Origin of the sequence: Micromonospora sp. NPDC051141 (genome assembly GCF_044455765.1) — a bacterium.
In the GTDB taxonomy this organism is placed as follows: Bacteria; Actinomycetota; Actinomycetes; order Mycobacteriales; family Micromonosporaceae; genus Micromonospora.
Genome location: NZ_JBITFD010000001.1, coordinates 43,804 through 63,924 on the forward strand (window position 1 = coordinate 43,804; position 20,121 = coordinate 63,924).

Genomic DNA, 20,121 nt, shown 5'->3' on the forward strand with positions numbered 1-20,121 from the left:
GCGGTATATCGCTCCGTCGGAACATGCGACCCTGTCGGGATGACGGAGAGTCACCTGGCCCATCAGATCGCCCGCACGCTGCGGCACGAACGCGACCGGGCCGGGCTCACCCAGCAGGCACTGGCCGCCCGAGCCGGGCTGAGCCAGGCCGCCATCGCCCGGATCGAACGAGGCGACCGGCTACCCGGCCTGACCACCGTGGAGCGTCTCCTCGCCGCACTCGACCGCCAGCTACGGATCGAGGCCGAGCCGCTCGACAGCCACCTGGACGCGGCGCTCGACGAGCTGGCCGGCACCGACCCGGCCGAGCGGCTCGATCGCCTCGGGCTGGACCGCCTGGTCGACGCGCTCGGCGACCTGCCCCACGTGCTGGCCGGCAGCACGGCAGCCGTGGTGCAGGGCGCGCCGATACCGGTGGAGGCGGTCGAGATCGCCGTGCGGTGGCGGGACTCCCCCTCGTTCACCGCGTTCCTGTCCCGGGCGCTCGCGCAGCGGTGGAACGCCCGCTGGGAGGAGTGGGGCGGCGTGCGCCACGAGCCCGAGGAGCCGGGCGAGCACCGCTGGCGGACCCGCCACGGCGAGCTGCGGGCCCGGATGGTGGAGGAACTGCCCGAGCCGATCGAGGTGCGGCTGGGTGGGCGCACCTACCCGGTCGAACCGCTGGTCCAGGTGGAGGTGGCCGACCGGCGCGCGGCCGAGCTGCTGCGCCGGCACCGGCAACGCCTGGCGGCCGGCGCAGCAGGAACGGCCGGCACAGCAGGAACGGCCGGCACAGCAGGAACGGCCGGCACAGCAGGAACGGCCGGCACAGCAGGAACGGCCGGCACAGCAGGCCGCGCCGGTGGGTCAGCCGGCTGAGCGCTCCCAGTCGACGGTGGGCAGACCGGCGTCGGCGAGCGCCTTGTTGGCCGCGCTGAACGGACGGCTGCCCAGGAAGCCGCGCGGGTTCATCGGGCTCGGGTGCCCGGCCTCCAGCACCACGTGCCGCGGATTCGTGACCAGCGCCGCCTTCTTGCGCGCGTAGCCGCCCCACAGCAGGAAGACCACCCGCTGGTCGAGCGCGTCGAGCGCCCGGATGGTGGCGTCGGTGAACTCCTCCCAGCCCCGGTTGGCGTGCGAGCCGGGGGTGGCCTGGCGGACCGTGAGCACCGAGTTGAGCAGCAGCACACCCTGGGCGGCCCAGCCGTCGAGGTTGCCGCTGCGCGGCTTCGGCACGCCCAGGTCCTCGCCCAGCTCCTTGAAGACGTTGCGCAGCGACGGCGGCACCGCCACGCCCTCCCGCACGCTGAAGCTCAGCCCGTGCGCCTGCCCCGCCTTGTGGTAGGGGTCCTGCCCGAGGATGAGCAACCGGGTCTCCGCCGGCCCGCACAACCGGTAGGCGGAGAACAGGTCCGCCAGCGGGGGAAAGACCGTGGCTGTCGCGTACTCCCGGGCGACGAAGGCGGCCAACGCCGCGGTGCGGGCCGGATCGAGGTGCGGGGTGAGCGCCTCCCGCCACGGCTCGGGCAGGAGCGCCAACAGGTCGAGGGCGGGAACGTCGTCGGGCATCGGCAACCTTTCGCAGTCGTCCCCGGGACTCTAGGCAGCGGGTACGACAGCGCTCAGTCGAGGGTCGCCAGCCGGGCCGCCCAGTCGCCGCCCACCGGTTCCAGCGTGACCACCCGGGTGTCGTCGTCCCGCCGGTCGATGCGGACCCGCAGGTGCGCGTCGACCAACTGCTCGACCATCCCCTCGCCCCACTCCACCACGGTCACCGCCTCGTCCACCGAGGCGTCCAGGTCGAGGTCGTCGATCTCGGCGCGCGGATCGGCGGACTCCCCCAACCGGTACGCGTCGGCGTGCACCAGCGTCACCCGGCCGCCCCGCGCCGGGTCCGGCCGGTGCACGCGGGCGATGACGAAGGTGGGCGACGTGATGTCGCCGCGTACGCCCAGGCCGGCGCCGACGCCCTGGGTCAGCGCGGTCTTGCCGGCCCCCAGCGGGCCGCTGAGCAACAGCAGGTCGCCGGCGCGCAGCACCCCGGCCAGCCGCCGCCCGAACCCGTGGGTGTCGTCGAGGGTCCGCAGCTCCACCACCACGGTCACCCGGTCACCGACGCCAGGAACCGCTCCAGCGCCGCGTTGACCTCGTCGGCGTGCTCCAGCATCACCACGTGCCCGCTGTCGTGGATCTTCACGAACTCGGCGTCCGGCAGCCGCCGGACGATCTCCTCCGAGTGCGTCACCGGCGTGATCATGTCCTTGTCCCCCACGATCACCAGCACCGGCGTGCCGGCCAGCGCGGCGAGCGCCGGGAACCGCGAGTGCGTGGCCAGCGTCCGCAGGTAACGGGTGACCGTGTCGGCCGAGGTGCGGGAGTTCATCATCTCCACGTACGACACCAGGGCGGGGCTGGGCTTCGGGGTGCCGAACCCGTACCTGCGGGTGAGCAGCCAGGCCACGTTCGAGGTCGACTTGCGGGCCCTGTCGATCACCGTGCCGCCGTACCGGGTGGCGTTGCTCATCATGTAGAGCACCGGCGCGCCCACGCGACCGAGCAGCGCCGGCGCCACCAGCTTCGTCTCCGCCGCCAGGCCCCCGGAGGTGGCCATCAGCACGGTGCCGACCACCCGGTCGCCGAACAGCTCCGGATACAGCTCGGCCAACGCCATGATCGTCATGCCGCCCATCGAGTGCCCGATCAGCACCAGCGGCCCCTCCGGGACCACCTCGTCGAGCACCCGGCGCAACGTGCGGCCCAGCGCGGTCAGGTCGTACTCACCGGTCTCCAGCCGCCCGGACCGGCCGTGCCCCGGCTGGTCGTACGCGACCACCCGGTAGTCGCCCCGCTCGGCGAGCAGCTTGCGCTGGAAGTGGAACGTGCCCATGTCCAGGCAGAAGCCGTGCACCAGCACCACTGTCGGGTGCCCGGCGACCGGCCGGGTCGGCTCGACCACCTCCACGTGGATGTCGGTGCCGTCCGGCATCTCCAGCCGGTACGCCTCGTCGTGGCGCTGCCGCCCGAAGACCTCGTGGGCGTACCGGTCGGTGGGGTCGTTCTTCAGTCGGCGGACCAGCACCCGCTCGCTGACCACGCCCGCCGCGAGCCCGGCGGCGGCCACCCCGACGGCGGCGCCGACCAGCCCGGCGACCTTCCCCGCGGCGCCGCGCGGACGCGGCACCCGCAGCCGCTGGCTCATGGCTTCTCGCCGTCGTAGACGCGGGGCACCCGCACCCCGCCGAACCGGGTGACGATCTCGTAGTTGATGGTGCCGACCGCGTCGGCCCAGTCGTCGGCGGTGGGCTCGCCGGCCGCGCCGCTGCCGAACAGCGTCACCACGTCGCCGGCAGCCACCTCGTCGTCACCGCAGTCCACCACGAACTGGTCCATGCACACCCGACCCGAGATGGTCCGCCGCTCGCCGCCGAGCAGCACCGGACCGGTGTTCGAGGCGTGCCGGGGCACCCCGTCGGCGTAGCCGAGCGGCACCACGGCCAGGTTGCTCTCCGCCTCGGTGAGGTAGGTGTGGCCGTAGGAGACGCCGGTGCCGGCCGGCACCCGCTTGGTCAGCATCACCCGGGCCCGGGCGGTCATCGCCGGGCGCAGGCCGAACTGCTCGCCCGCGATCGGCGACAGACCGTAGACCGCGATGCCGGGACGGACCAGGTCGAAGTGGGTGTCCGGCCGGGTGAGCGTGGCCGCCGAGTTGGCCAGGTGCCGGTACCGGGGTCGCAGGCCGGCCCGCGTGACCATCTCCAGCCCTTCCCGGAAGACGGCGAGCTGGCGATCAGTGGTGGGGTGGCCGGGCGAGTCCGCGTACACGAAGTGGCTCCACACGCCGACCACCTCGACCAGGCCGTCGGCCTGGGCCTTCGCGGCGGCCTCCAGCAACGCCGGCCAGTCGGCGACGGTGGCCCCACCCCGGGACAGCCCGGTGTCGATCTTCAGGTGCAGCCGGGCCGGGCGGTCCGCCCGCCGGCTCGCCTCGATCATCTCGTCGAGCTGACTCAGGCTGGCGCAGCCCAGGTCGACCCCGACGGTGATCCCGTCGTGCAGCGGCAGGCCCGGATCGAGCAGCCAGGCCAGCACCGGCGCGGTGATCCCCTCCTGGCGCAGCCGGAGCGCCTCGTCCAGGGTGCAGACGCCGAGCTGGTCCGCCCCGGCGTCGAGCGCCGCGCGGGCCGCCGGCACCATGCCGTGCCCGTACCCGTCGGCCTTGACCACCGCCATCAGCTCGGCGCTGGTGCCGGCCTTGAGCCGGGCCACGTTCTCCCGGATCGCGTCGAGATCGACGCGCACCTCCGACTGCCACATGCCCCCAGCCTACTTCCGCCGGTGATCATCGTGGTCGGGAGCCGCGCGGCCGGCGCCTCCGCCCGGTCGGCGCCGGCACCCGGATCAGGCCAGGCGGGCGAGGACCGGGCGCAGCGCGGCGGCCACGTCGGGCGCGGTCACCGGGCCGCCGCGGGCCGCCTCCCGGCCGGCCAGCCCGTGCAGGTACGCCGCGGCGGCAGCCGCCCGTTCCGGGGCCAGACCAGCCGCGAGCAGCGAGCCGAGCAGCCCGGCCAGCACGTCGCCGGTGCCGCCGGTGGCCAGCGCCGGGGTGCCGGTCGGGTTCACGTACGCCCGGCCGTCGGGCGTGCCGACGATCGTCCGGTCCCCCTTGAGCAGCACCACCGCGTTCATCCAGGCGGCCAGCCGCAGCGCCGCGGCGACCCGGTCCGCACCGGGCATCTCGCCACAGAGCCGGGCGTACTCCCGGTCGTGCGGGGTCACCACGATCGGGGCGTCCCGCCCGCGCAGCCGATCGGCGAGCTTGCCGTCGACAAGCAGCGTCAGCGCGTCGGCGTCCAGCACCACCGGCACCGACGTGGCCAGCACCGCGCGCAACTCGGCGGCGGACGCGTCACCGGTGCCGAGCCCGGAGCCGCAGACCCAGGCCTGCACCCGGCCGGCGTCGGCGACCCGGTCGGTGGCGATCACGGACGGGTGCTGGTGCACCACCTCGGCCCGGGCGCCACCGGCGTAGCGGACCAGGCCGGTGGGACCGGCCAGCGCGCCGCCGACCGAGAGCACCGCCGCACCCGGGTAGGTGGCGGAACCGGTCGCCACCCCGACCACCCCGCGGGAGTACTTCTCCGAGGCGGCGCCCAGCGCCGGCCACCAGGCGGCCACGTCGGACCACTCGGTCACCCCCAACGCCGGGGTGCCGCGCAGCCACGGGGTGAGCCCGATGTCGACCAGGTCGACCTGCCCGGCCAGCGCGGCGGCCGGGCCGACCACCAGAGCCGGCTTGAGCGCGCCGAACGCCACCGTCACGTCGGCGCGGACCGCGCGCGGCCGGCCGGCGTCGGTCAGCGGGACGTGGCCGGTGTCGACCGCGACGCCGCTCGGCACGTCCACCGCGACCACGGTGGCCCGCGTGCCGTCCCGCCCCCGGTGCCCGGTCAGGCTCGCGGCGAGCTGGTCGGCGGTCTCCCGCAGCCCACCGGCGCCACCGATGCCCACGATGCCGTCGAGCACCAGGTCGACCCCGGCGGGCGGCCGGTCGACCACCTGCCCACCGGCGGCACGCAGCGCGGCCAGGCCGTCGGCATGGGCGCGCTCCGGGGTGAGCAGCAGGGCGGCGACCGCCGCACCCCGGCGGGCCAGCCGCGCCCCCGCGAAGAGCGCGTCGCCGCCGTTGTCCCCGGAACCGACGAGCAGCAGCACCCGGGCGCCGTAGACGCCGCCCCGGTCGGCCAGCAGCAGCGCGCAACGGCGGGCCAGCCCGGCCGCCGCCCGCTGCATCAGCGCGCCGGAGGGGAGGGTCGCCATCAGCCCCGCCTCCGCCGCGCGCACATCCGCGACCCGCCACACCGGTCTCATGCTGTCCCGCCCCGTTCGTTCCCGTCGGCTGCGATCACGGCCTCACCCTACCGGCGGCGCGCGGGCCGGACGGGGCCCCGGGACGGGCCCTGTGGACAACCGGGGCCGTTGTCCACAGGGTCGACGCGGACGGCTCCCACCGGCCTAACGTCCCCGCTGTCCGGGTCCGGCCGATGGGCTCGGCGGGGGTGGGGAGGTCGTCGTGGTCGAGGAGCCGTTCAGCGTCGATCCGGGGTTGCTGCGCGCGGTGGCCCGGGAGCTGACCGACGACGCGCACCGGCTGGCGTACGGGCCGGGTGGGGCGTCGGGGCCGGTGGCGCCGCCACCTGACGGCTGGCAGGCCGACGCGGCGCTCGACGAGCTGGATGCCGCGCTGCGCCGCTGGTCCGGCGCGCTCGCGGCCCGGGTGGCCACCACCGCCGAGGCGCTGCGCGGCGGCGCGGACGGCTACGAGGCGGTGGACGACCGGGCGGCCCGCCGCCTCACGCGGAGCGCCGCCGGCCTCCCCTTCCGCCCGGTTCCGGCGGGCGCCGCTCCGGACGGCGCCCGGTGACCGGCGGCGAGACGCCGCGCCGCCCGCGCCCGACCGACGCCACCCGGGGTCCGGGGCCGGTCGGCCCCCGCCCGCGCCCGACCGACGCCACCCGGGGCCCTCGCCCGGCCGGCCCTCGCCCGCGCCCGGCGGGAGCCACCCCGGACCCGGGGCCGGCCGGCGCCCGCCCGCGCCCGGCGGGACCCATCCGCAGCCCGGGGGCGGTCGGTTACGCGCAGCTCTGGCGCGCCGATCCCGACGCGTGGCTCGCCACCGGGGCGGCCTGGCGTGGGCTCGCCGGCCCGGTGCGTCACCGGGCCGCCGGACTGGCCGCCCGAGCCGGCGCGCTCCGGCCCGGCTGGTCCGGCGCGGCCTCGACGGCCGCGCAACGGCGCCTCGGTGAGCTGCGCGCCTCGTTGACCGAGGTGCTGCCCGCGCTGGTCGAGGTCGACCAGACGCTCGCCGAGTTCGCCAGCCGGGTGGGCGCGGCGAAGGCCCGCCTCGACGCCGAGGTGGTCCGCGCCGAGAGCGGCAGCCTGCGGGTGGACCGCTCCGGCACGGTCCGGCCGGATCCCGCCCGGCCCGTCGTGCGGACCGGCCCCGCCGTGGTCCGGGCACAGGCCGGGATCCGGGACGCGCTCGCGCTGGCCGGCGCGGCGGACCGGGAGGCGGCCGACCGGCTGGCGGCGGTCGCCACCGCGGCGACGACCGGCTGGGTCAGCGTGCCGCCCGCCTGGCGCCCGGGGCCCGGCGCCGGCCCGGCCGAGGTAAGCCGCTGGTGGGCCGGCCTGAGCCCGGCCGAGCGGCGGTGGCTGGTCGGGCACGAGCCGGGCCGGGTCGGCCACCTCGACGGCGTGCCGGTGACCGCCCGCGACCAGGCCAACCGGCTGCTGCTGGCCGACCGGCGGGAGGAGTTGCTCGCACGCCGCCTCGCGCTGCGGCGACCGCTGCCGGCCGGCCCGGCGGAGGTGGCCCGGCGGGCCCGGCTGGCCGGGGTCGAGGCGGCGCTGCGCGGCTTGGACGGGCTGGCCGAGCGGCTGGCCACGTCGGGGGCGCCGCGGGCGTACCTGCTGGGGCTCGACCCCGCCGGGGACGGTCGGGCGGTGGTGGCGCTCGGCAACCCGGACCGGGCCGGCGCGGTGCTGACCTACGTCCCCGGGATGACCGCCGACCTCGCGGACGCCCCGGCCGAGTTGGGCCGGGCCGCCCGGGTGCTCGAGCGGTGCGCGGCGATCGGGCCGGGCGAGGAGGCCGCGGCGGTCCTCTGGCTGGACTACGACGCGCCGGACTTCCTCCCCGAGGCGTCCGGCACCCGGCCGGCGGAGGCCGCCGGCCCGGCGCTGCACCGGTTCCAGGAAGGGCTGCGGGCCACCCACGACGGGCCGCCGGCCCGGCAGACCGTGCTCGGGCACAGCTACGGCTCGCTTGTCGTCGGCACCGCCGCCCGCGACCACGGGCTGGGCGCCGACGCGCTGGTCTTCGTCGGCTCACCCGGCGTCGGCGTCGACCACGCGGCCGAGCTGCGGATGCCGGCCGGCCAGGTCTGGGCGTCGACCGCGCCCGACGACGTGATCCGCCTGGCCCACCCGCCGGACGAGCTGGCCCGTCGCGCCGTGCTGGCCGGTACGCCGCTCGGCCCGGTGCTGGCCGCACACGACCGGCACAGCGAGCGGCTCTGGTTCGGCGCCGATCCGAGCGCGCCGGGCTTCGGCGGCCGGCGCTTCCCGAGCGGGCGGCACGGCCACACCGGCTACTGGGACGCCGACAATCCGGCCCTGGACGGAATGGCCCGGATCGTGCTGGGCCGATGAGCGGACGCCGTGTCACGGGCGGGCCAATCGGGGCGGCGGGCGGCAGCCGGGCGGCAGACGGCAGGCGGCGGGTGCGGGTCCCGGGCGGAAGACGCCACGGCCCCTCCGGTGTGGGCGGAGGGGCCGTGGCGGGGGCGGGTCGGCTACTCGACCGTGACCGACTTGGCCAGGTTCCGCGGCTGGTCGACGTCGTGCCCGCGGGCGGCGGCGATCTCCGCGGCGAGCACCTGAAGCGGCACCGTGGTCACCAGCGGCGCCAGCAGCGTCGGCGTACGCGGCACGTAGATCAGGTGGTCGGCGTACCGGACCACCGCCTGGTCGCCCTCCTCCGCGATCACGATGGTGCGGGCGCCCCGGGCCCGCACCTCCTGGATGTTGGAGACGACCTTGTCGTGCAGCATGCCCCGGCCGACCGGCGACGGCACGATGCAGATCACCGGCGTGCCCTTGTCGATCAGCGCGATCGGGCCGTGCTTCAGCTCACCGGCGGCGAAGCCCTCGGCGTGCATGTACGCCAGCTCCTTGAGCTTCAGCGCGCCCTCCAGCGCCACCGGGTAGCCCACGTGCCGGCCGATGAACAGCACGGTCGGCTCGGACTTCAACTCACGGGCCAGCTCGCGTACCGGCTCGATCCGGTCGAGCAGCTCGCGCAGCTTGCCCGGCATCTCCTGGAGCTGGGCCACCACCGCGCCCACCTCGTCGGCGAACTTGATGCCCCGCACCTGCGCCAGGTGCAGGCCGATCAGGTAGCAGGCCACGACCTGGGTGAGGAACGCCTTGGTGGAGGCGACCGCGATCTCCGGGCCGCCGTGGGTGTAGAGCACCGCGTCCGACTCGCGCGGGATGGTCGAGCCGTTGGTGTTGCAGATGGCCAGCACCCGGGCCTTCTGCTCCTTGGCGTGACGCAGCGCCATCAGCGTGTCCATGGTCTCGCCGGACTGCGAGATCACCACGATCAGCGTGGACCGGTCCAGCACCGGGTCGCGGTAGCGGAACTCACTGGCCAGCTCCACCTCGCAGGGGATCCGGGTCCAGTGCTCGATGGCGTACTTGGCGACCAGACCGGCGTGGTACGCGGTGCCGCAGGCGACGATGAAGATCTTGTCGACGTCGCGCAGGTCCTGCTCGCTGAGGCGGACCTCGTCGAGGGCGATCTCGCCGCTTTCGGTGAGCCGGCCGAGCAGCGTGTCGGCGATGGCCTGCGGCTGCTCCTCGATCTCCTTGAGCATGAACCAGTCGTAGCCACCCTTCTCGGCGGCCGACGAGTCCCAGTCGATGTGGAAGTCCTTGCCGGCCGCTGGCTGGCCGGCGAAGTCGGTGATCTCGATGCTCTCCGGCGTGATCAGGACGATCTGGTCCTGGCCCAGCTCGACCGCGTCCCGGGTGTGCTCGATGAACGCGGCCACGTCGCTGGCCAGGTAGTTCTCGCCGTCGCCGCGACCCACCACCAGGGGCGAGTTGCGCCGGGCGCCGACCACCGCGCCGGGAATGGCGGCATCCACGGCGAGCAGCGTGAACGCGCCTTCGAGGCGCTCGCAGACCACCCGCATGGCGGCGGCGAGCAACTGCGGGGTGTCGGTCTCACCGGCCGCGCGCAGGTCGGCCAACGCGCGGGCGATCAGGTGCGCCGCGCACTCGGTGTCGGTGTCGCTGGCGAACTCGACGCCCTCGTCCTCCAGCTCGGTGCGCAGCTTCGCGAAGTTCTCGATGATCCCGTTGTGGATCACCGCGACCCGCCCGTCCGGGGAGACGTGCGGGTGGGCGTTGCGGTCGGTCGGCCCGCCGTGCGTGGCCCACCGGGTGTGGCCGATGCCGGTGGTGCCGTCGCCGATGCCGATCGGGCTGGCGGCGCAGTCCTCGGGGTTGTCGGCGGCCCGCTCGGAGAGCACCTTCTCCAGGTTGGCCAGCTTGCCGGCCTTCTTCTCGGTCAGCAGCTCGTCGTCGCAGACGACGGCGACGCCGGCCGAGTCGTAGCCGCGGTATTCCAGCCGCCGCAGTCCGTCGAGCACGATGCCGAGCGCCGGGCGCGCACCGGCGTAACCCACGATTCCACACATGGTCCGCAGCCTAGCCGAGTTTCACTCATCGCGCGTGCGCGGAAGGCGGCTCAACGATCACTGAACTTGAGCGAATCGGTCAGCGGAGGCCACCAACCGGACAAACCGCCACGGTACGTGAGTGATCCACTCCCCGACGTACCACGATCTCGCGTGCGGGTCGGGGCGGGCCGCGTGGATGGCCGCCGCGCCCTACATTGAGGGGCCCGGGCGGCAGCCCGGTCCACCCCTCCGCGGTCGTCCGCGCCGTACCCCTGTGAGCTGAGCCGATGTCCGAGACGACCCCCAGTCCCGAGCCGACCCCCGGCCCGGTCGACCCGACCGCGACGCCGGGCGCCGGGGAGCCCGCCTCCTGGACGCCACCGGACGCGCTCGCCGCTCCGCAGCCCTGGGCCCCTCCCTCGCCGTGGTCGCCGCCGGCGTGGGACCCGAACCCGTGGACGCCGCCCGCCGCCGCGCCGCCCCACCCCGGCAGCGGGCACGGCTCACCGCCCGACGGCCCGGCCGCCGCACCACCGGACGGTCCCGCTCCGGGCCACCCGGGCGGTCCCCACCACCCGGGCGACCCGAACGGTCCACACCATCCGGGCGGTCCACACCACCCGGGCGAGCCGTGGGCGCCGGACCAGCCGTCGACCGCGTACCCGCCGGGGCCCTACCCACCGGCCGCCTACCCGCCCGGGTCGTACCCGGCGGTGGGCTACCCGCCGGCCGCGTACCCGCCCGGGCCCTACCCGCCGCCGTACGCGTACCCCGGCGGGGCGCCGCGCCGGTCGAACGCGGGCTGGGCGATCGGGCTGGTGATCACCCTGGTCGTCGCGCTGGTGCTGGCCGTCTGCGGCTGCGTCGGCCTGGGCGTGCTCGGCGGTCTCACCGACGGGAGGAGCGACGCCGGCGAGCCCTACGAGCGGCCGTTCATCGACGGGCCGACGGAGCCCGGCGGGTTCACCGACGAGCCGACCCCGGCGCCGGCCGTCCCGGTCACCACGCCCTCCGGCGGGCCGGGCCGGTTCACCGTCGTCTACGAGGTGACCGGGACCGACCAGGTGTACGTGCAGTTCTACGACGCGGACGCCAACTTCCTCCAGCTCGACGACGTGGACGCGCCCTGGCGGCTGCGGTTCACCGCGAACGACCGCGAGCGGGTGCAGGTGATCGCGACCCCGGCCGAGTCCGGCGAGGTGAGCTGCCGGATCAGCATCAACGGCAAGGTCGTCTCGCGGAACTCGGGAGAATACGGCGCGACCTGCTTCGGGTGGTGAGGGTCCGGCGGCGGGCCGTAGGCTGGCCGCCGTGACGACGACCGATCCGCTGGTGGCCCGGATGCGGCCGTTCGGCACCACCATCTTCGCCGAGATGTCGGCGCTGGCCGTGCGCACCGGCGCGGTCAACCTGGGGCAGGGCTTCCCGGACACGGACGGCCCGCCGGAGATGCTCGCCGCCGCCGCCGAGGCGCTGCGCACCGGCCACAACCAGTATCCGCCGGGGCCGGGGATCCCCGCGTTGCGCGCGGCCGTCGCGGCGCACCAACGCCGGTTCTGGAACCTGGCGTACGACCCGGACGGCGAGATCGTGGTGACGGCCGGCGCGACCGAGGCGGTCGCGGCGAGCATCCTCGCGCTCTGCGAGGCCGGTGACGAGGTGGTCTGCTTCGAGCCGTACTACGACTCGTACGCCGCCTCGATCGCGCTGGCCGGGGCGGTCCGCCGCCCGGTGACGCTGCGACCCGGCGCGGACGGCCGGTACGCCTTCGACCCGGCCGAGCTGCGTGCCGCATTCGGGCCGCGGACCCGGTTGGTGCTGCTGAACTCGCCGCACAACCCGACCGGGAAGGTCTTCACCGCCGACGAGCTGGCCCTGGTCGCCGAGCTGTGCCGGGAGCACGGCACGTACGCGGTCACCGACGAGGTCTACGAGCATCTCGTCTTCACCGACGCCGCCGCGGCGCACCTGCCGCTGGCCACGCTGCCGGGCATGCGGGAGCGGACGCTGCGGGTCTCCTCGGCCGGCAAGACGTTCTCCTGCACCGGCTGGAAGGTGGGCTGGGTGAGCGGGCCGGCGTCGCTGGTCGCCGCCGTGCTGCGGGTGAAGCAGTTCCTCACGTTCGTCAACGCCGGCCCGTTGCAGCCCGCCGTGGCGGTGGCGCTCGGCCTGTCGGACGCGTACTTCACCGGCTTTCGGGACGACCTGCAACGCCGCCGGGACCAACTGGTCGCCGGGCTGACCGACGCCGGGTTCGGCGTGCTCGCGCCGGAGGGGACGTACTTCGTCACCGCCGATGTCACCGCGCTCGGCGGCCGGGACGGGGTGGAGTTCTGCCGGGCCCTGCCGGAGCGGTGCGGCGTGGTGGCGGTGCCGACGCAGGTGTTCTACGACGACACGGCGGCGGGTCGCCGGCTGGTCCGGTTCGCGTTCTGCAAGCGGCCGGAGGTGCTGGCCGAGGCGGTGACCCGCCTGCGTCGGCTCCGGGAGCACTGATGAGCGACGGGTACGCCGAGCGGCTGCGCCGGCTCGCCGCCCAGCGCGGCTGCGACACGATGCTCTCCGGCGTACGTCCGGAGTCGGTGCGGGAGCAGGTGGCCGCGCTCGCCGCGACGGCCGGTGACGACCTGCCCGACGTCTACGGCGAGGGCGGCCCGGTCGCGGAGCTGGAGCAGCGGGTAGCGGAGCGGCTCGGCGTGGCGGCGGTGGCGTTCTTCCCCACCGGCACGATGGCCCAGCAGGTGGTCATGCGCCACGGCGCGGAGCTGACCGGCCGGGCCGCTGTCGGCCTGCACCCGCTCAGCCATCCGCTGCGGCACGAGCGCGACGCGTACGCGCTGCTCGCCGGCGTGCGGGCGGTGCACACCACGTCCGCGCCGCGCAATCCCACGGCCGATGAGGTGGCCGCGCTCGACGAGCCGATCGGCACGCTCTTCCTGGAGCTGCCGCTGCGCGACGCCGGGTTCGTGCTGCCCACCTGGGACGAGCTGGTCGCGGTCGTGGCGGCGGCCCGGGCGCGGGGCGCGCGGGTGCACGTCGACGGCGCCCGGATCTGGGAGTCGACGGTGCACCTGGGCCACTCGGCGGCCGAGATCGCGGCGCTCGCCGACAGCACGTACGTGTCGTTCTACAAGTCCCTCGGCGGTCACTCCGGCGCGGCGCTGGCCGGTGACGCGGAGCTGGTCGGGTACGCGCGCGCCTGGCGGCACCGGTACGGCGGCACGCTGTTCCAGCAGTGGCCGGCGGCGCTCGCCGCGCTCGTCGGGCTCCAGCGGGAGCTGCCCCGGCTGGGCGGGTACGTGCGGCACGCGACGGTGGTGGCGGAGGCGCTGGCCGCGTTGCCGGGCGCCCGGGTGCATCCGACGCCGCCGCACACCCACCAGTTCCGGTTCTGGCTGCCGTATCCGGCGGCGGCGCTGGACGCGGCCAACCTGGCGCTGGCCGAGCAGGAGCGGGCGTGGTTCGTCGGTGGCTGGCGGGACACCGAGGTGCCCGGGATGGCGCTGGCCGAGGTGACGGTCGCCGGGCCGGCGCTGGAGCTGGACGCCGACGGCGTACGCGAGCTGGCCGCCCGCTTCCTGCGCCGCCTGCCCACCCGCTGACCCCGCCACCCCGGCCCGGAGCTAGCCGGCGGCCCGCGCCGGTCCGGCGCCCTCGCCGGGTTCGCCCAGTCCTCGGCCGGCGGACCCGGCGGCCGGGTGCGCGGCGGCGAGGCCGGTGAGCGTGGCGCCGCCGTCGGCGAGCAGCGCCGCCTCGGCGTCGTCGACGAAGGCCAGGTCCGCCTCGACGTGCCGACCGGCGGCCGAGAGCAGCAGCCGGACCACCGGGTCGTCGGCCTGCCGGCGCAGCCCGTCGAGGTTGCGCAGCTCCCGCATGAGATGGCCGCGCTGGTTGGCCAGCACCGACCCCGCGGTACCCGGGCCGGCCCGGTCAGGCGACTACGCGGACGCCCGGTCAGGCGACCGGGCTGGCGGTGCGGACGTGCTCGGCGATGCGCTCGGCGACCGCGCGCGCGGTGTCCTCGGTGGCCGCCTCGACCATCACCCGCACCAGCGGCTCGGTGCCGGACGGGCGCAGCAGCACCCGGCCGGTCTCACCCAGCTCGGCCTCGGCCCGCTCGACCTCGGCGCGGACGGCCGGCGCGGCGGCGCCCACGGTCCGGTCGCCCACCGGCACGTTGATCAGCACCTGGGGCAGCTTGGTGACCACGGCGGCCAGCTCGGCCAGGGAGGTGCCGGTGGCCGCCATCCGGGCCATCAGGTGCAGGCCGGTGAGCACGCCGTCGCCGGTGGTGGCGAACGCGGGCAGCACGATGTGGCCGCTCTGCTCGCCGCCCAGCGCCAGGCCGGAGGCGCGCAGCTCCTCCAGCACGTACCGGTCACCGACCTTGGTCTCGACCAGCCGGATGCCGTGCGCGGACATGGCCAGCCGCAGGCCGAGGTTGCTCATCACGGTGGCGACCAGGGTGTCCTGGGTCAGCTCGCCGGCGTCCCGCATGGCCAGCGCGAGGATCGCCATCACCTGGTCGCCGTCCACCTCCGCGCCGTCGGCGCTGACCGCGACGCACCGGTCGGCGTCGCCGTCGTGGGCGAGGCCGAGGTGCGCGCCGTGCTCGACCACCGCGGCGCGCAGCGCGTCGAGGTGGTTGGAGCCGCACCCGTCGTTGATGTTGAGGCCGTCCGGCTCGGCATGGATGGCGATGACCTCGGCGCCGGCCTCCTGGTAGGCCACCGGGGCCACGTCGGCCGCCGCGCCGTTGGCGCAGTCCACCACGACCTTGATCCCGTCGAGCCGGTGCGGCACGGTGCCGACCAGGTGCTGGACGTAGTGGTCGGCCCCGTCGAGCAGGTCGTTCACCCGGCCCACCCCGGCGCCGACCGGCCGGTCCCAGGCGGTGGTGGCGTTCGCCTCGACGGCCGCCTCGATCCGCATCTCGATCTCGTCGGGCAGCTTGTGCCCGCCGGCGGCGAAGAGCTTGATGCCGTTGTCCGGCATCGGGTTGTGCGAGGCGGAGAGCATCACGCCCAGGTCGGCCTTGATCTCGGCGGTGAGGAACGCCACCGCCGGGGTGGGCAGCACACCCACCCGCACCACGTTGGCGCCGGCGCTGGTCAGGCCGGCGACCACCGCCGCCTCCAGCATCTCGCCGCTGGCCCGGGTGTCCCGGCCCACCACCGCGAGCGGCGGATGACTCCGGTCGGTCTCGGCCAGTGTGTGCGCCGCGGCCACCGCGACCGCGAGCGCCAACTCCGGGGTGAGATCCGCGTTCGCCCGCCCGCGTACGCCGTCCGTGCCGAACAACCGGCCCATACCCGCCAACCTCCGTGGAACTGCCGTTGAGGAGAGAAACGCGGAACGGCCGGGCCGCCCCCGCAGAAGGGAGGCGGACCCGGCCGTCCGTCAGAAGTACAAGACGCTGGTGGTGATCAGCGCTTCGAGTACTGGGGAGCCTTACGGGCCTTCTTGAGGCCGTACTTCTTGCTCTCCTTGACCCGGGCGTCACGGGTCAGGAAGCCGGCCTTCTTCAGGGCCGGACGGTCGTCGGGCTCGCTGACGATCAGCGCCCGGGCGATGGCGAGCCGCAGCGCGCCGGCCTGGCCGGTGGTGCCGCCGCCCCGCAGGTTGGCGATCACGTCGAACGCCTCGGGCTTCTCGGCGGTGACCAGCGGGTCCTTGATGAGCTGCTGGTGCACCTTGCTCGGGAAGTAGGCCTCAAGGTCGCGGCCGTTGCAGGTGATCTTGCCGCTGCCCGGGACGATCCGGACCCGGACGATGGCTTCCTTGCGACGGCCCACGGTCTGGATCGGGCGGTCACCGCGGGGCGCGCGCGCGACGGGCGCCGGCGCCTCGGTGGCCTCGGGGGCGACCTCGGTCTCGGTGATGTCGGTCATGCTGCTTCCTTCGCCCGCGCTCACTGCGCGATCTGCTTGATCTCGAACGGCGTCGGCTGCTGCGCGCCGTGCGGGTGCTCGGCACCGGCGTAGACCTTCAGCTTCTTGAGAATCTGACGGCCCAGCTTGTTGTGCGGGAGCATGCCCTTCACGGCCAGCTCGACGGCCCGGTCGGGCCGCTTGGTGAGCAACTCGTCGTAGCCGACCCGCTTCAGGCCACCCGGGTAACCGGAGTGACGGTAAGCGACCTTGGTCTGGCGCTTGTTGCCGGTCAGCGCGACCTTGCCCGCGTTCACGATGACGACGAAGTCGCCCGTGTCGACGTGCGGCGCGAAAGTCGGCTTGTGCTTGCCACGCAGCAGCGTGGCGGCGTGGGTCGCCAGGCGGCCCAGCACGACATCAGAGGCGTCGATGACGTGCCACTGACGCTCGATCTCACCCGGCTTCGGGCTGTACGTACGCACAGGTCTACCTTGTCTCGTCGTCGGTCTGGGGTCGCGCGCCGAGGTAACCGGGGCTTCCCAGTCGAACCAGCGCGCACGAACGACCAAGCGTACCTGATGCGGCACGCCTAAGAATGTCGTACAACAGCAGGCAACGATACCCGGCCGTCCGGTGGCAGGTCAAAACGGGGTCGCCCCGCGCTCGACCTGCGCCTTCGCGTGGCGCCTGTCACACGCCGGCCAGCCTGCCCGGGCCCGGTCGCAGGTACACCGCCCAGGTCACCAGGAAGCACAACGCGTACCAGCCGACGAACGCCAGGTAGGCGGCGTCGGCGGTGCCGGAGGTCAGGAACGACTGCCGGAACGCCACGTTCACCAGCACCCCGCCGGACGCGCCCACCGCGCCGGCGATGCCGATCAGCGCGCCGGCCAGACGCCGCGCCCGTCGCTGCGCCGCCTCCCGGTCCCCGGTCAGCTCGGCCTCGGTCACGGCCCGGGCCCGGAAGATCGCCGGGATCATCTTGTACGTCGAGCCGTTGCCGATGCCGGAGAACACGAAGAGCGCCAGGAACCCGGCCAGGTAGAGCGGGAAGGACCGGTCCCGGGCGGCGTACAGCACCAGCCCGGCGCCGCCGGCCATCGCGACGAAGTTCCAGAACGTGACGCGCGCCCCACCGAGCCGGTCGGCGAGCTGGCCGCCGACCGGCCGGACCAGCGAGCCGACCAGCGGCCCGAGGAAGGTCAGCCAGGCGGCGTCGACCGGGGTCGGGAACCGGTCGGCGAACTGGAGCTGGAGCACCTGGCCGAAGGCGAAGCCGAAGCCGATGAACGAGCCGAACGTGCCGACGTAGAGCAGCGACATCACCCAGGTGTGCGGGTCGCGGGCCGCCGCGCGTAGCGCGCCCGGCTCGTTGCGCGCCCCCGGGACGTTGTCCAACCACCGTGCCGCGGCCAGCGCGGCGAGCACGATCAGCGGCAGGTAGACGGCCGGCACGAGCCAGGGGTACGCGGCCCCCGCGGTGGCCAGCACCGCCAGCCCGACGAGCTGCACCGCCGGTACGCCGAGGTTGCCGCCGCCGGCGTTGAGCCCGAGCGCCCGCCCCTTGAGCCGGTCCGGAAAGAACAGGTTGATGTTCGCCATCGAGGAGGCGAAGTTGCCGCCGCCCACGCCGGACAGGCAGGCCAGCACCATCAGCGTGGCGTACGACACGCCGGGCCGGATCAGCACCGCCATCGGCACCGCCGGCACCAGCAGCAGCAACACGCTGACGATGGTCCAGTTCCGGCCGCCGAACCGGGCCACCGCCAGCGTGTACGGCAGCCGCAGCACCGCGCCCAACGCGGCCGGCACGGCAGTGAGCAGGAACTTTCCGGCCGGGTCGATGCCGTAGCCGGGGCCGAGGAAGAGCACGGTCACCGACCAGAGGCTCCAGACCGAGAAGCCGACGTGCTCGGCGAAGATCGACACCCACAGGTTGCGTCGGGCGATCCGGGCGCCGCCCGCGGCCCAGAACGCCGGATCCTCCGGACGCCAGTCGGTGATCGGTCCCGGGCGGCCGGTGGCGGCCGGCGCCGGGGGCGCGGTCGGGGTCGGGGCTGAAGCGAGCGTGCTCACGGCGACTCCTCCTCGTCGGTGACGAGGAGGACGCTAGGAACGGGCGGTTTCCCCGGGGTACCCCGCACGCGTCGGGCCGGAAACGGAGACCGCACGTCCGCCGGACCACGGCGGTGAGGTCGTCACAGCTCCTGGAGGATCCGCAGCGCCCGGCCGACCCGCTGCATGGTCTCGGCGTCCGCCACGTCCACGCACTCGGTGAACCACTTCTTCATCGGCGAGGAGAGCCGGTCGGGCATCACCACGAAGCCGCCCGTGCGCACCGCGAGCGGCGAGTCGCGCAGCAGCGACTCCTCGACCACCTCGGCCACGATCACGATCGGCACGTCGGTGGCGTTGTAGACGTCGGAGCTGATGACCAGGCCGTACCGTTCCCGGGCGCCGGAGATGCGCCAGACCTCGCCCCTACGCAGCACGCGGACGCCCGCCGCCGAACAGGGCGTCGTCGACCATCGCGGCCTCCTGGGCGTCGGCCAGGGCGGCGGATTCCAGGTCCAGGCCGGCCCGGGTGACCGCGGCGGCGTGCGCGGTGAAGACCTCGCGCAGCGCCTTCTCCCGGGCGGCCCGGTCCATCCAGGCGGAGAGGGAGAGCCCTTCCCGCTTGGCGAACCGCCGCGCCTCCTCGATGGTCTCGTCGGAGAACGACAGTGTCACCTTGGCGGTCATGCCAAGCAGACTACCCAATGGTATGACCGTCAGTCATCCCATGGGCGTCGATCGATAAATCGGACGCCACCCAAGCGAAACAACCGAAACGGCTTGCAGATATTGCACTTAGCGACGACGATGGTCCGAACGGTTCGGACAACTACCCAGGGAGGCATCATGAGCCTCAGCGCCGCGACGACCGCCTCGGTCATGCCGACCGAGGGAGCGGACCGCCAGCAAGCAGCCGCCGTGGCGGCACTTCTCACGCGGCATCCGCACGCCGCCGGAGGGAATCCGACCCGTCTGCTCTTCCCTGACGGAGAGCAGGTCGAGGTGCCCACCCAGTTGGTCGACGTGCTTCGTCAGATCTCGGCGATCCTCGCCCGCGGCGACGGCCTGGTCATCAACGCCCTCTCCCGCGAGCTGACCACGACCGAAGCGGCAAAGCTGCTCGGCATGTCTCGCCCCACACTGATCCGCCTCCTGGATGACGGCGCCATCGCTTGCCATCGCGTCGGCAGCCATCGACGCCTCTTCCTCAGCGATGTTCTCGCCTTTCGTGGACGACAGATGGAGGAGCGACGGAAGTCGTACGAAGCCCTTATGTGGGAGTCCGACGCGCTGGGCTTCAACGACGACGAGTAGTTCCCGGCCTGAGCAGAGAGTGCTGGGTAATCTGTCCAATGTGATCCCAGCGCCACCCCTGGTGTTCCTGGACGCCAACATCCTCTTCTCCAGGACGCTTCGTGACTGGATCAGCCTGCTGGCGCTCGAAGGCGACTGCACCGTGTTCGATGTCCGATACAGCGAGGACATCCTGGCGGAATGGATGTACCGCCTGCGCCGGAAGCGACCCGAACACTCCGAGCAGGCGATCGGGGGGCAGCGACGCAGGTTCGTTGAGGCGTTTCCGTACGGTTTGGTCACGGGCTACGCGCCGAACGACGTACGTTGTCCCCCGGACCCCGACGACCGGCACGTGCTGGCCGCCGCGATCCATGGCGGCGTCGACATCCTGGTCACGGAGGATCGGCTCGCGTTTCCCCCGGAATGCGTACCTGGGCATCTGTCGGTCCTCACCGCTGACGAGTTTCTCAACTGGGTGGCCGACCGCTCGATGAGCCTGGTGCAGCGCGCTCTGAGCCGCCAGCTCGACTACTACCGACGCAGCCTGGTGGCCGAGGACCGGACCGTCGTCGAGCTGATCGCCTACCTGCGGAAAGCCGGCGCGCCCCGGTTCGCCGAACGACTCGAGGGCCGGTTTCCCGACTCGGCGGCCCCCTGACCCGCGGCCC

General features: G+C 74.5%; 21 protein-coding genes. 8 read left to right on the forward strand and 13 right to left on the reverse strand.

Features of this window, described 5'->3' with window-relative positions; genetic code table 11:
• Positions 1-39 precede the first annotated feature (39 nt).
• A complete protein-coding gene (locus ACIA6B_RS00200; RefSeq protein ID WP_396769451.1) occupies positions 40-858 on the forward strand; it encodes a helix-turn-helix domain-containing protein in 819 nt (272 codons plus the stop codon).
• Here ACIA6B_RS00200 and ung read toward each other — a convergent pair.
• From ung to ACIA6B_RS00225, 5 genes are all read right to left on the reverse strand, one after another.
• Positions 847-1,548: a uracil-DNA glycosylase gene (ung, locus tag ACIA6B_RS00205; protein WP_396769453.1), complete on the reverse strand. Its 702-nt coding sequence runs from the start codon at positions 1,546-1,548 to the stop codon at positions 847-849. The genes ACIA6B_RS00200 and ung overlap by 12 nt on opposite strands.
• A 53-nt stretch (positions 1,549-1,601) precedes the next feature.
• Positions 1,602-2,084, reverse strand: a complete 483-nt coding sequence (tsaE, locus tag ACIA6B_RS00210) for a tRNA (adenosine(37)-N6)-threonylcarbamoyltransferase complex ATPase subunit type 1 TsaE (protein ID WP_396769455.1) — start codon at positions 2,082-2,084, stop codon at positions 1,602-1,604.
• Positions 2,081-3,178 (reverse strand): alpha/beta fold hydrolase, encoded by a 1,098-nt coding sequence (locus tag ACIA6B_RS00215; protein ID WP_396769457.1) that lies wholly within the window; start codon positions 3,176-3,178, stop codon positions 2,081-2,083. The genes tsaE and ACIA6B_RS00215 overlap by 4 nt, the downstream gene beginning before the upstream one ends.
• Positions 3,175-4,293, reverse strand: a complete 1,119-nt coding sequence (gene alr / locus ACIA6B_RS00220) for an alanine racemase (RefSeq protein ID WP_396769459.1) — start codon at positions 4,291-4,293, stop codon at positions 3,175-3,177. The genes ACIA6B_RS00215 and alr overlap by 4 nt, the downstream gene beginning before the upstream one ends.
• 84 nt (positions 4,294-4,377) lie before the next feature.
• Positions 4,378-5,847 (reverse strand): NAD(P)H-hydrate dehydratase, encoded by a 1,470-nt coding sequence (locus ACIA6B_RS00225; protein WP_396769461.1) that lies wholly within the window; start codon positions 5,845-5,847, stop codon positions 4,378-4,380.
• A gap of 202 nt (positions 5,848-6,049) precedes the next feature.
• On the opposite strand from ACIA6B_RS00225, the gene ACIA6B_RS00230 reads away from it, so the two are divergent.
• Entirely contained in the window at positions 6,050-6,400 is a 351-nt protein-coding gene (locus tag ACIA6B_RS00230; RefSeq protein ID WP_396769463.1) for a WXG100 family type VII secretion target, read from the forward strand.
• Positions 6,397-8,190: an alpha/beta hydrolase gene (locus ACIA6B_RS00235; protein WP_396769465.1), complete on the forward strand. Its 1,794-nt coding sequence runs from the start codon at positions 6,397-6,399 to the stop codon at positions 8,188-8,190. The genes ACIA6B_RS00230 and ACIA6B_RS00235 overlap by 4 nt, the downstream gene beginning before the upstream one ends.
• A gap of 143 nt (positions 8,191-8,333) precedes the next feature.
• On the opposite strand, the gene glmS is transcribed toward ACIA6B_RS00235, so the two are convergent.
• A complete protein-coding gene (gene glmS, locus ACIA6B_RS00240; RefSeq protein ID WP_396769467.1) occupies positions 8,334-10,247 on the reverse strand; it encodes a glutamine--fructose-6-phosphate transaminase (isomerizing) in 1,914 nt (637 codons plus the stop codon).
• Between the two features lie 269 nt (positions 10,248-10,516).
• Here glmS and ACIA6B_RS00245 point away from each other — a divergent pair, with 269 nt between their 5' ends.
• From ACIA6B_RS00245 to ACIA6B_RS00255, 3 genes are read left to right on the forward strand one after another with little or no spacing between them, the layout of a single operon-like run.
• On the forward strand, positions 10,517-11,509 hold the full coding sequence (locus ACIA6B_RS00245; protein WP_396769469.1) for an MmpS family transport accessory protein: 993 nt from the start codon (positions 10,517-10,519) through the stop codon (positions 11,507-11,509).
• 31 nt (positions 11,510-11,540) lie between these two features.
• Positions 11,541-12,725 carry a pyridoxal phosphate-dependent aminotransferase gene (locus ACIA6B_RS00250; protein ID WP_396769471.1) on the forward strand — a complete coding sequence of 395 codons (1,185 nt, stop codon included), beginning with the start codon at positions 11,541-11,543 and terminating at the stop codon, positions 12,723-12,725.
• On the forward strand, positions 12,725-13,831 hold the full coding sequence (locus ACIA6B_RS00255) for a threonine aldolase family protein (RefSeq protein ID WP_396769473.1): 1,107 nt from the start codon (positions 12,725-12,727) through the stop codon (positions 13,829-13,831). Before ACIA6B_RS00250 ends, ACIA6B_RS00255 begins: the two co-directional genes overlap by 1 nt.
• 21 nt (positions 13,832-13,852) lie before the next feature.
• On the opposite strand, the gene ACIA6B_RS00260 is transcribed toward ACIA6B_RS00255, so the two are convergent.
• From ACIA6B_RS00260 to ACIA6B_RS00290, 7 genes are all read right to left on the reverse strand, one after another.
• Complete coding sequence (locus tag ACIA6B_RS00260) at positions 13,853-14,131, reverse strand: hypothetical protein (RefSeq protein ID WP_396769475.1); 279 nt, start codon at positions 14,129-14,131, stop codon at positions 13,853-13,855.
• Between the two features lie 52 nt (positions 14,132-14,183).
• Complete coding sequence (gene glmM / locus ACIA6B_RS00265; protein WP_107157482.1) at positions 14,184-15,539, reverse strand: phosphoglucosamine mutase; 1,356 nt, start codon at positions 15,537-15,539, stop codon at positions 14,184-14,186.
• A gap of 116 nt (positions 15,540-15,655) precedes the next feature.
• Entirely contained in the window at positions 15,656-16,120 is a 465-nt protein-coding gene (gene rpsI, locus ACIA6B_RS00270) for a 30S ribosomal protein S9 (protein ID WP_088647409.1), read from the reverse strand.
• A gap of 20 nt (positions 16,121-16,140) precedes the next feature.
• Complete coding sequence (gene rplM, locus ACIA6B_RS00275; protein ID WP_396769478.1) at positions 16,141-16,584, reverse strand: 50S ribosomal protein L13; 444 nt, start codon at positions 16,582-16,584, stop codon at positions 16,141-16,143.
• Positions 16,585-16,792: 208 nt separating this feature from the next.
• Entirely contained in the window at positions 16,793-18,178 is a 1,386-nt protein-coding gene (locus ACIA6B_RS00280; protein WP_396769480.1) for an MFS transporter, read from the reverse strand.
• Between the two features lie 122 nt (positions 18,179-18,300).
• Positions 18,301-18,594: a type II toxin-antitoxin system PemK/MazF family toxin gene (locus ACIA6B_RS00285; protein WP_281938046.1), complete on the reverse strand. Its 294-nt coding sequence runs from the start codon at positions 18,592-18,594 to the stop codon at positions 18,301-18,303.
• Positions 18,584-18,844, reverse strand: a complete 261-nt coding sequence (locus tag ACIA6B_RS00290) for a DUF6364 family protein (protein ID WP_107157478.1) — start codon at positions 18,842-18,844, stop codon at positions 18,584-18,586. The genes ACIA6B_RS00285 and ACIA6B_RS00290 overlap by 11 nt, the downstream gene beginning before the upstream one ends.
• Positions 18,845-19,003: 159 nt before the next feature.
• On the opposite strand from ACIA6B_RS00290, the gene ACIA6B_RS00295 reads away from it, so the two are divergent.
• Both ACIA6B_RS00295 and ACIA6B_RS00300 read left to right on the forward strand, forming a co-directional pair.
• Positions 19,004-19,471, forward strand: coding sequence for a helix-turn-helix domain-containing protein (locus ACIA6B_RS00295; protein WP_396769483.1), 468 nt, complete (start codon positions 19,004-19,006; stop codon positions 19,469-19,471).
• Positions 19,472-19,532: 61 nt separating this feature from the next.
• On the forward strand, positions 19,533-20,111 hold the full coding sequence (locus ACIA6B_RS00300) for a putative toxin-antitoxin system toxin component, PIN family (RefSeq protein WP_396769485.1): 579 nt from the start codon (positions 19,533-19,535) through the stop codon (positions 20,109-20,111).
• Positions 20,112-20,121 lie beyond the last annotated feature (10 nt).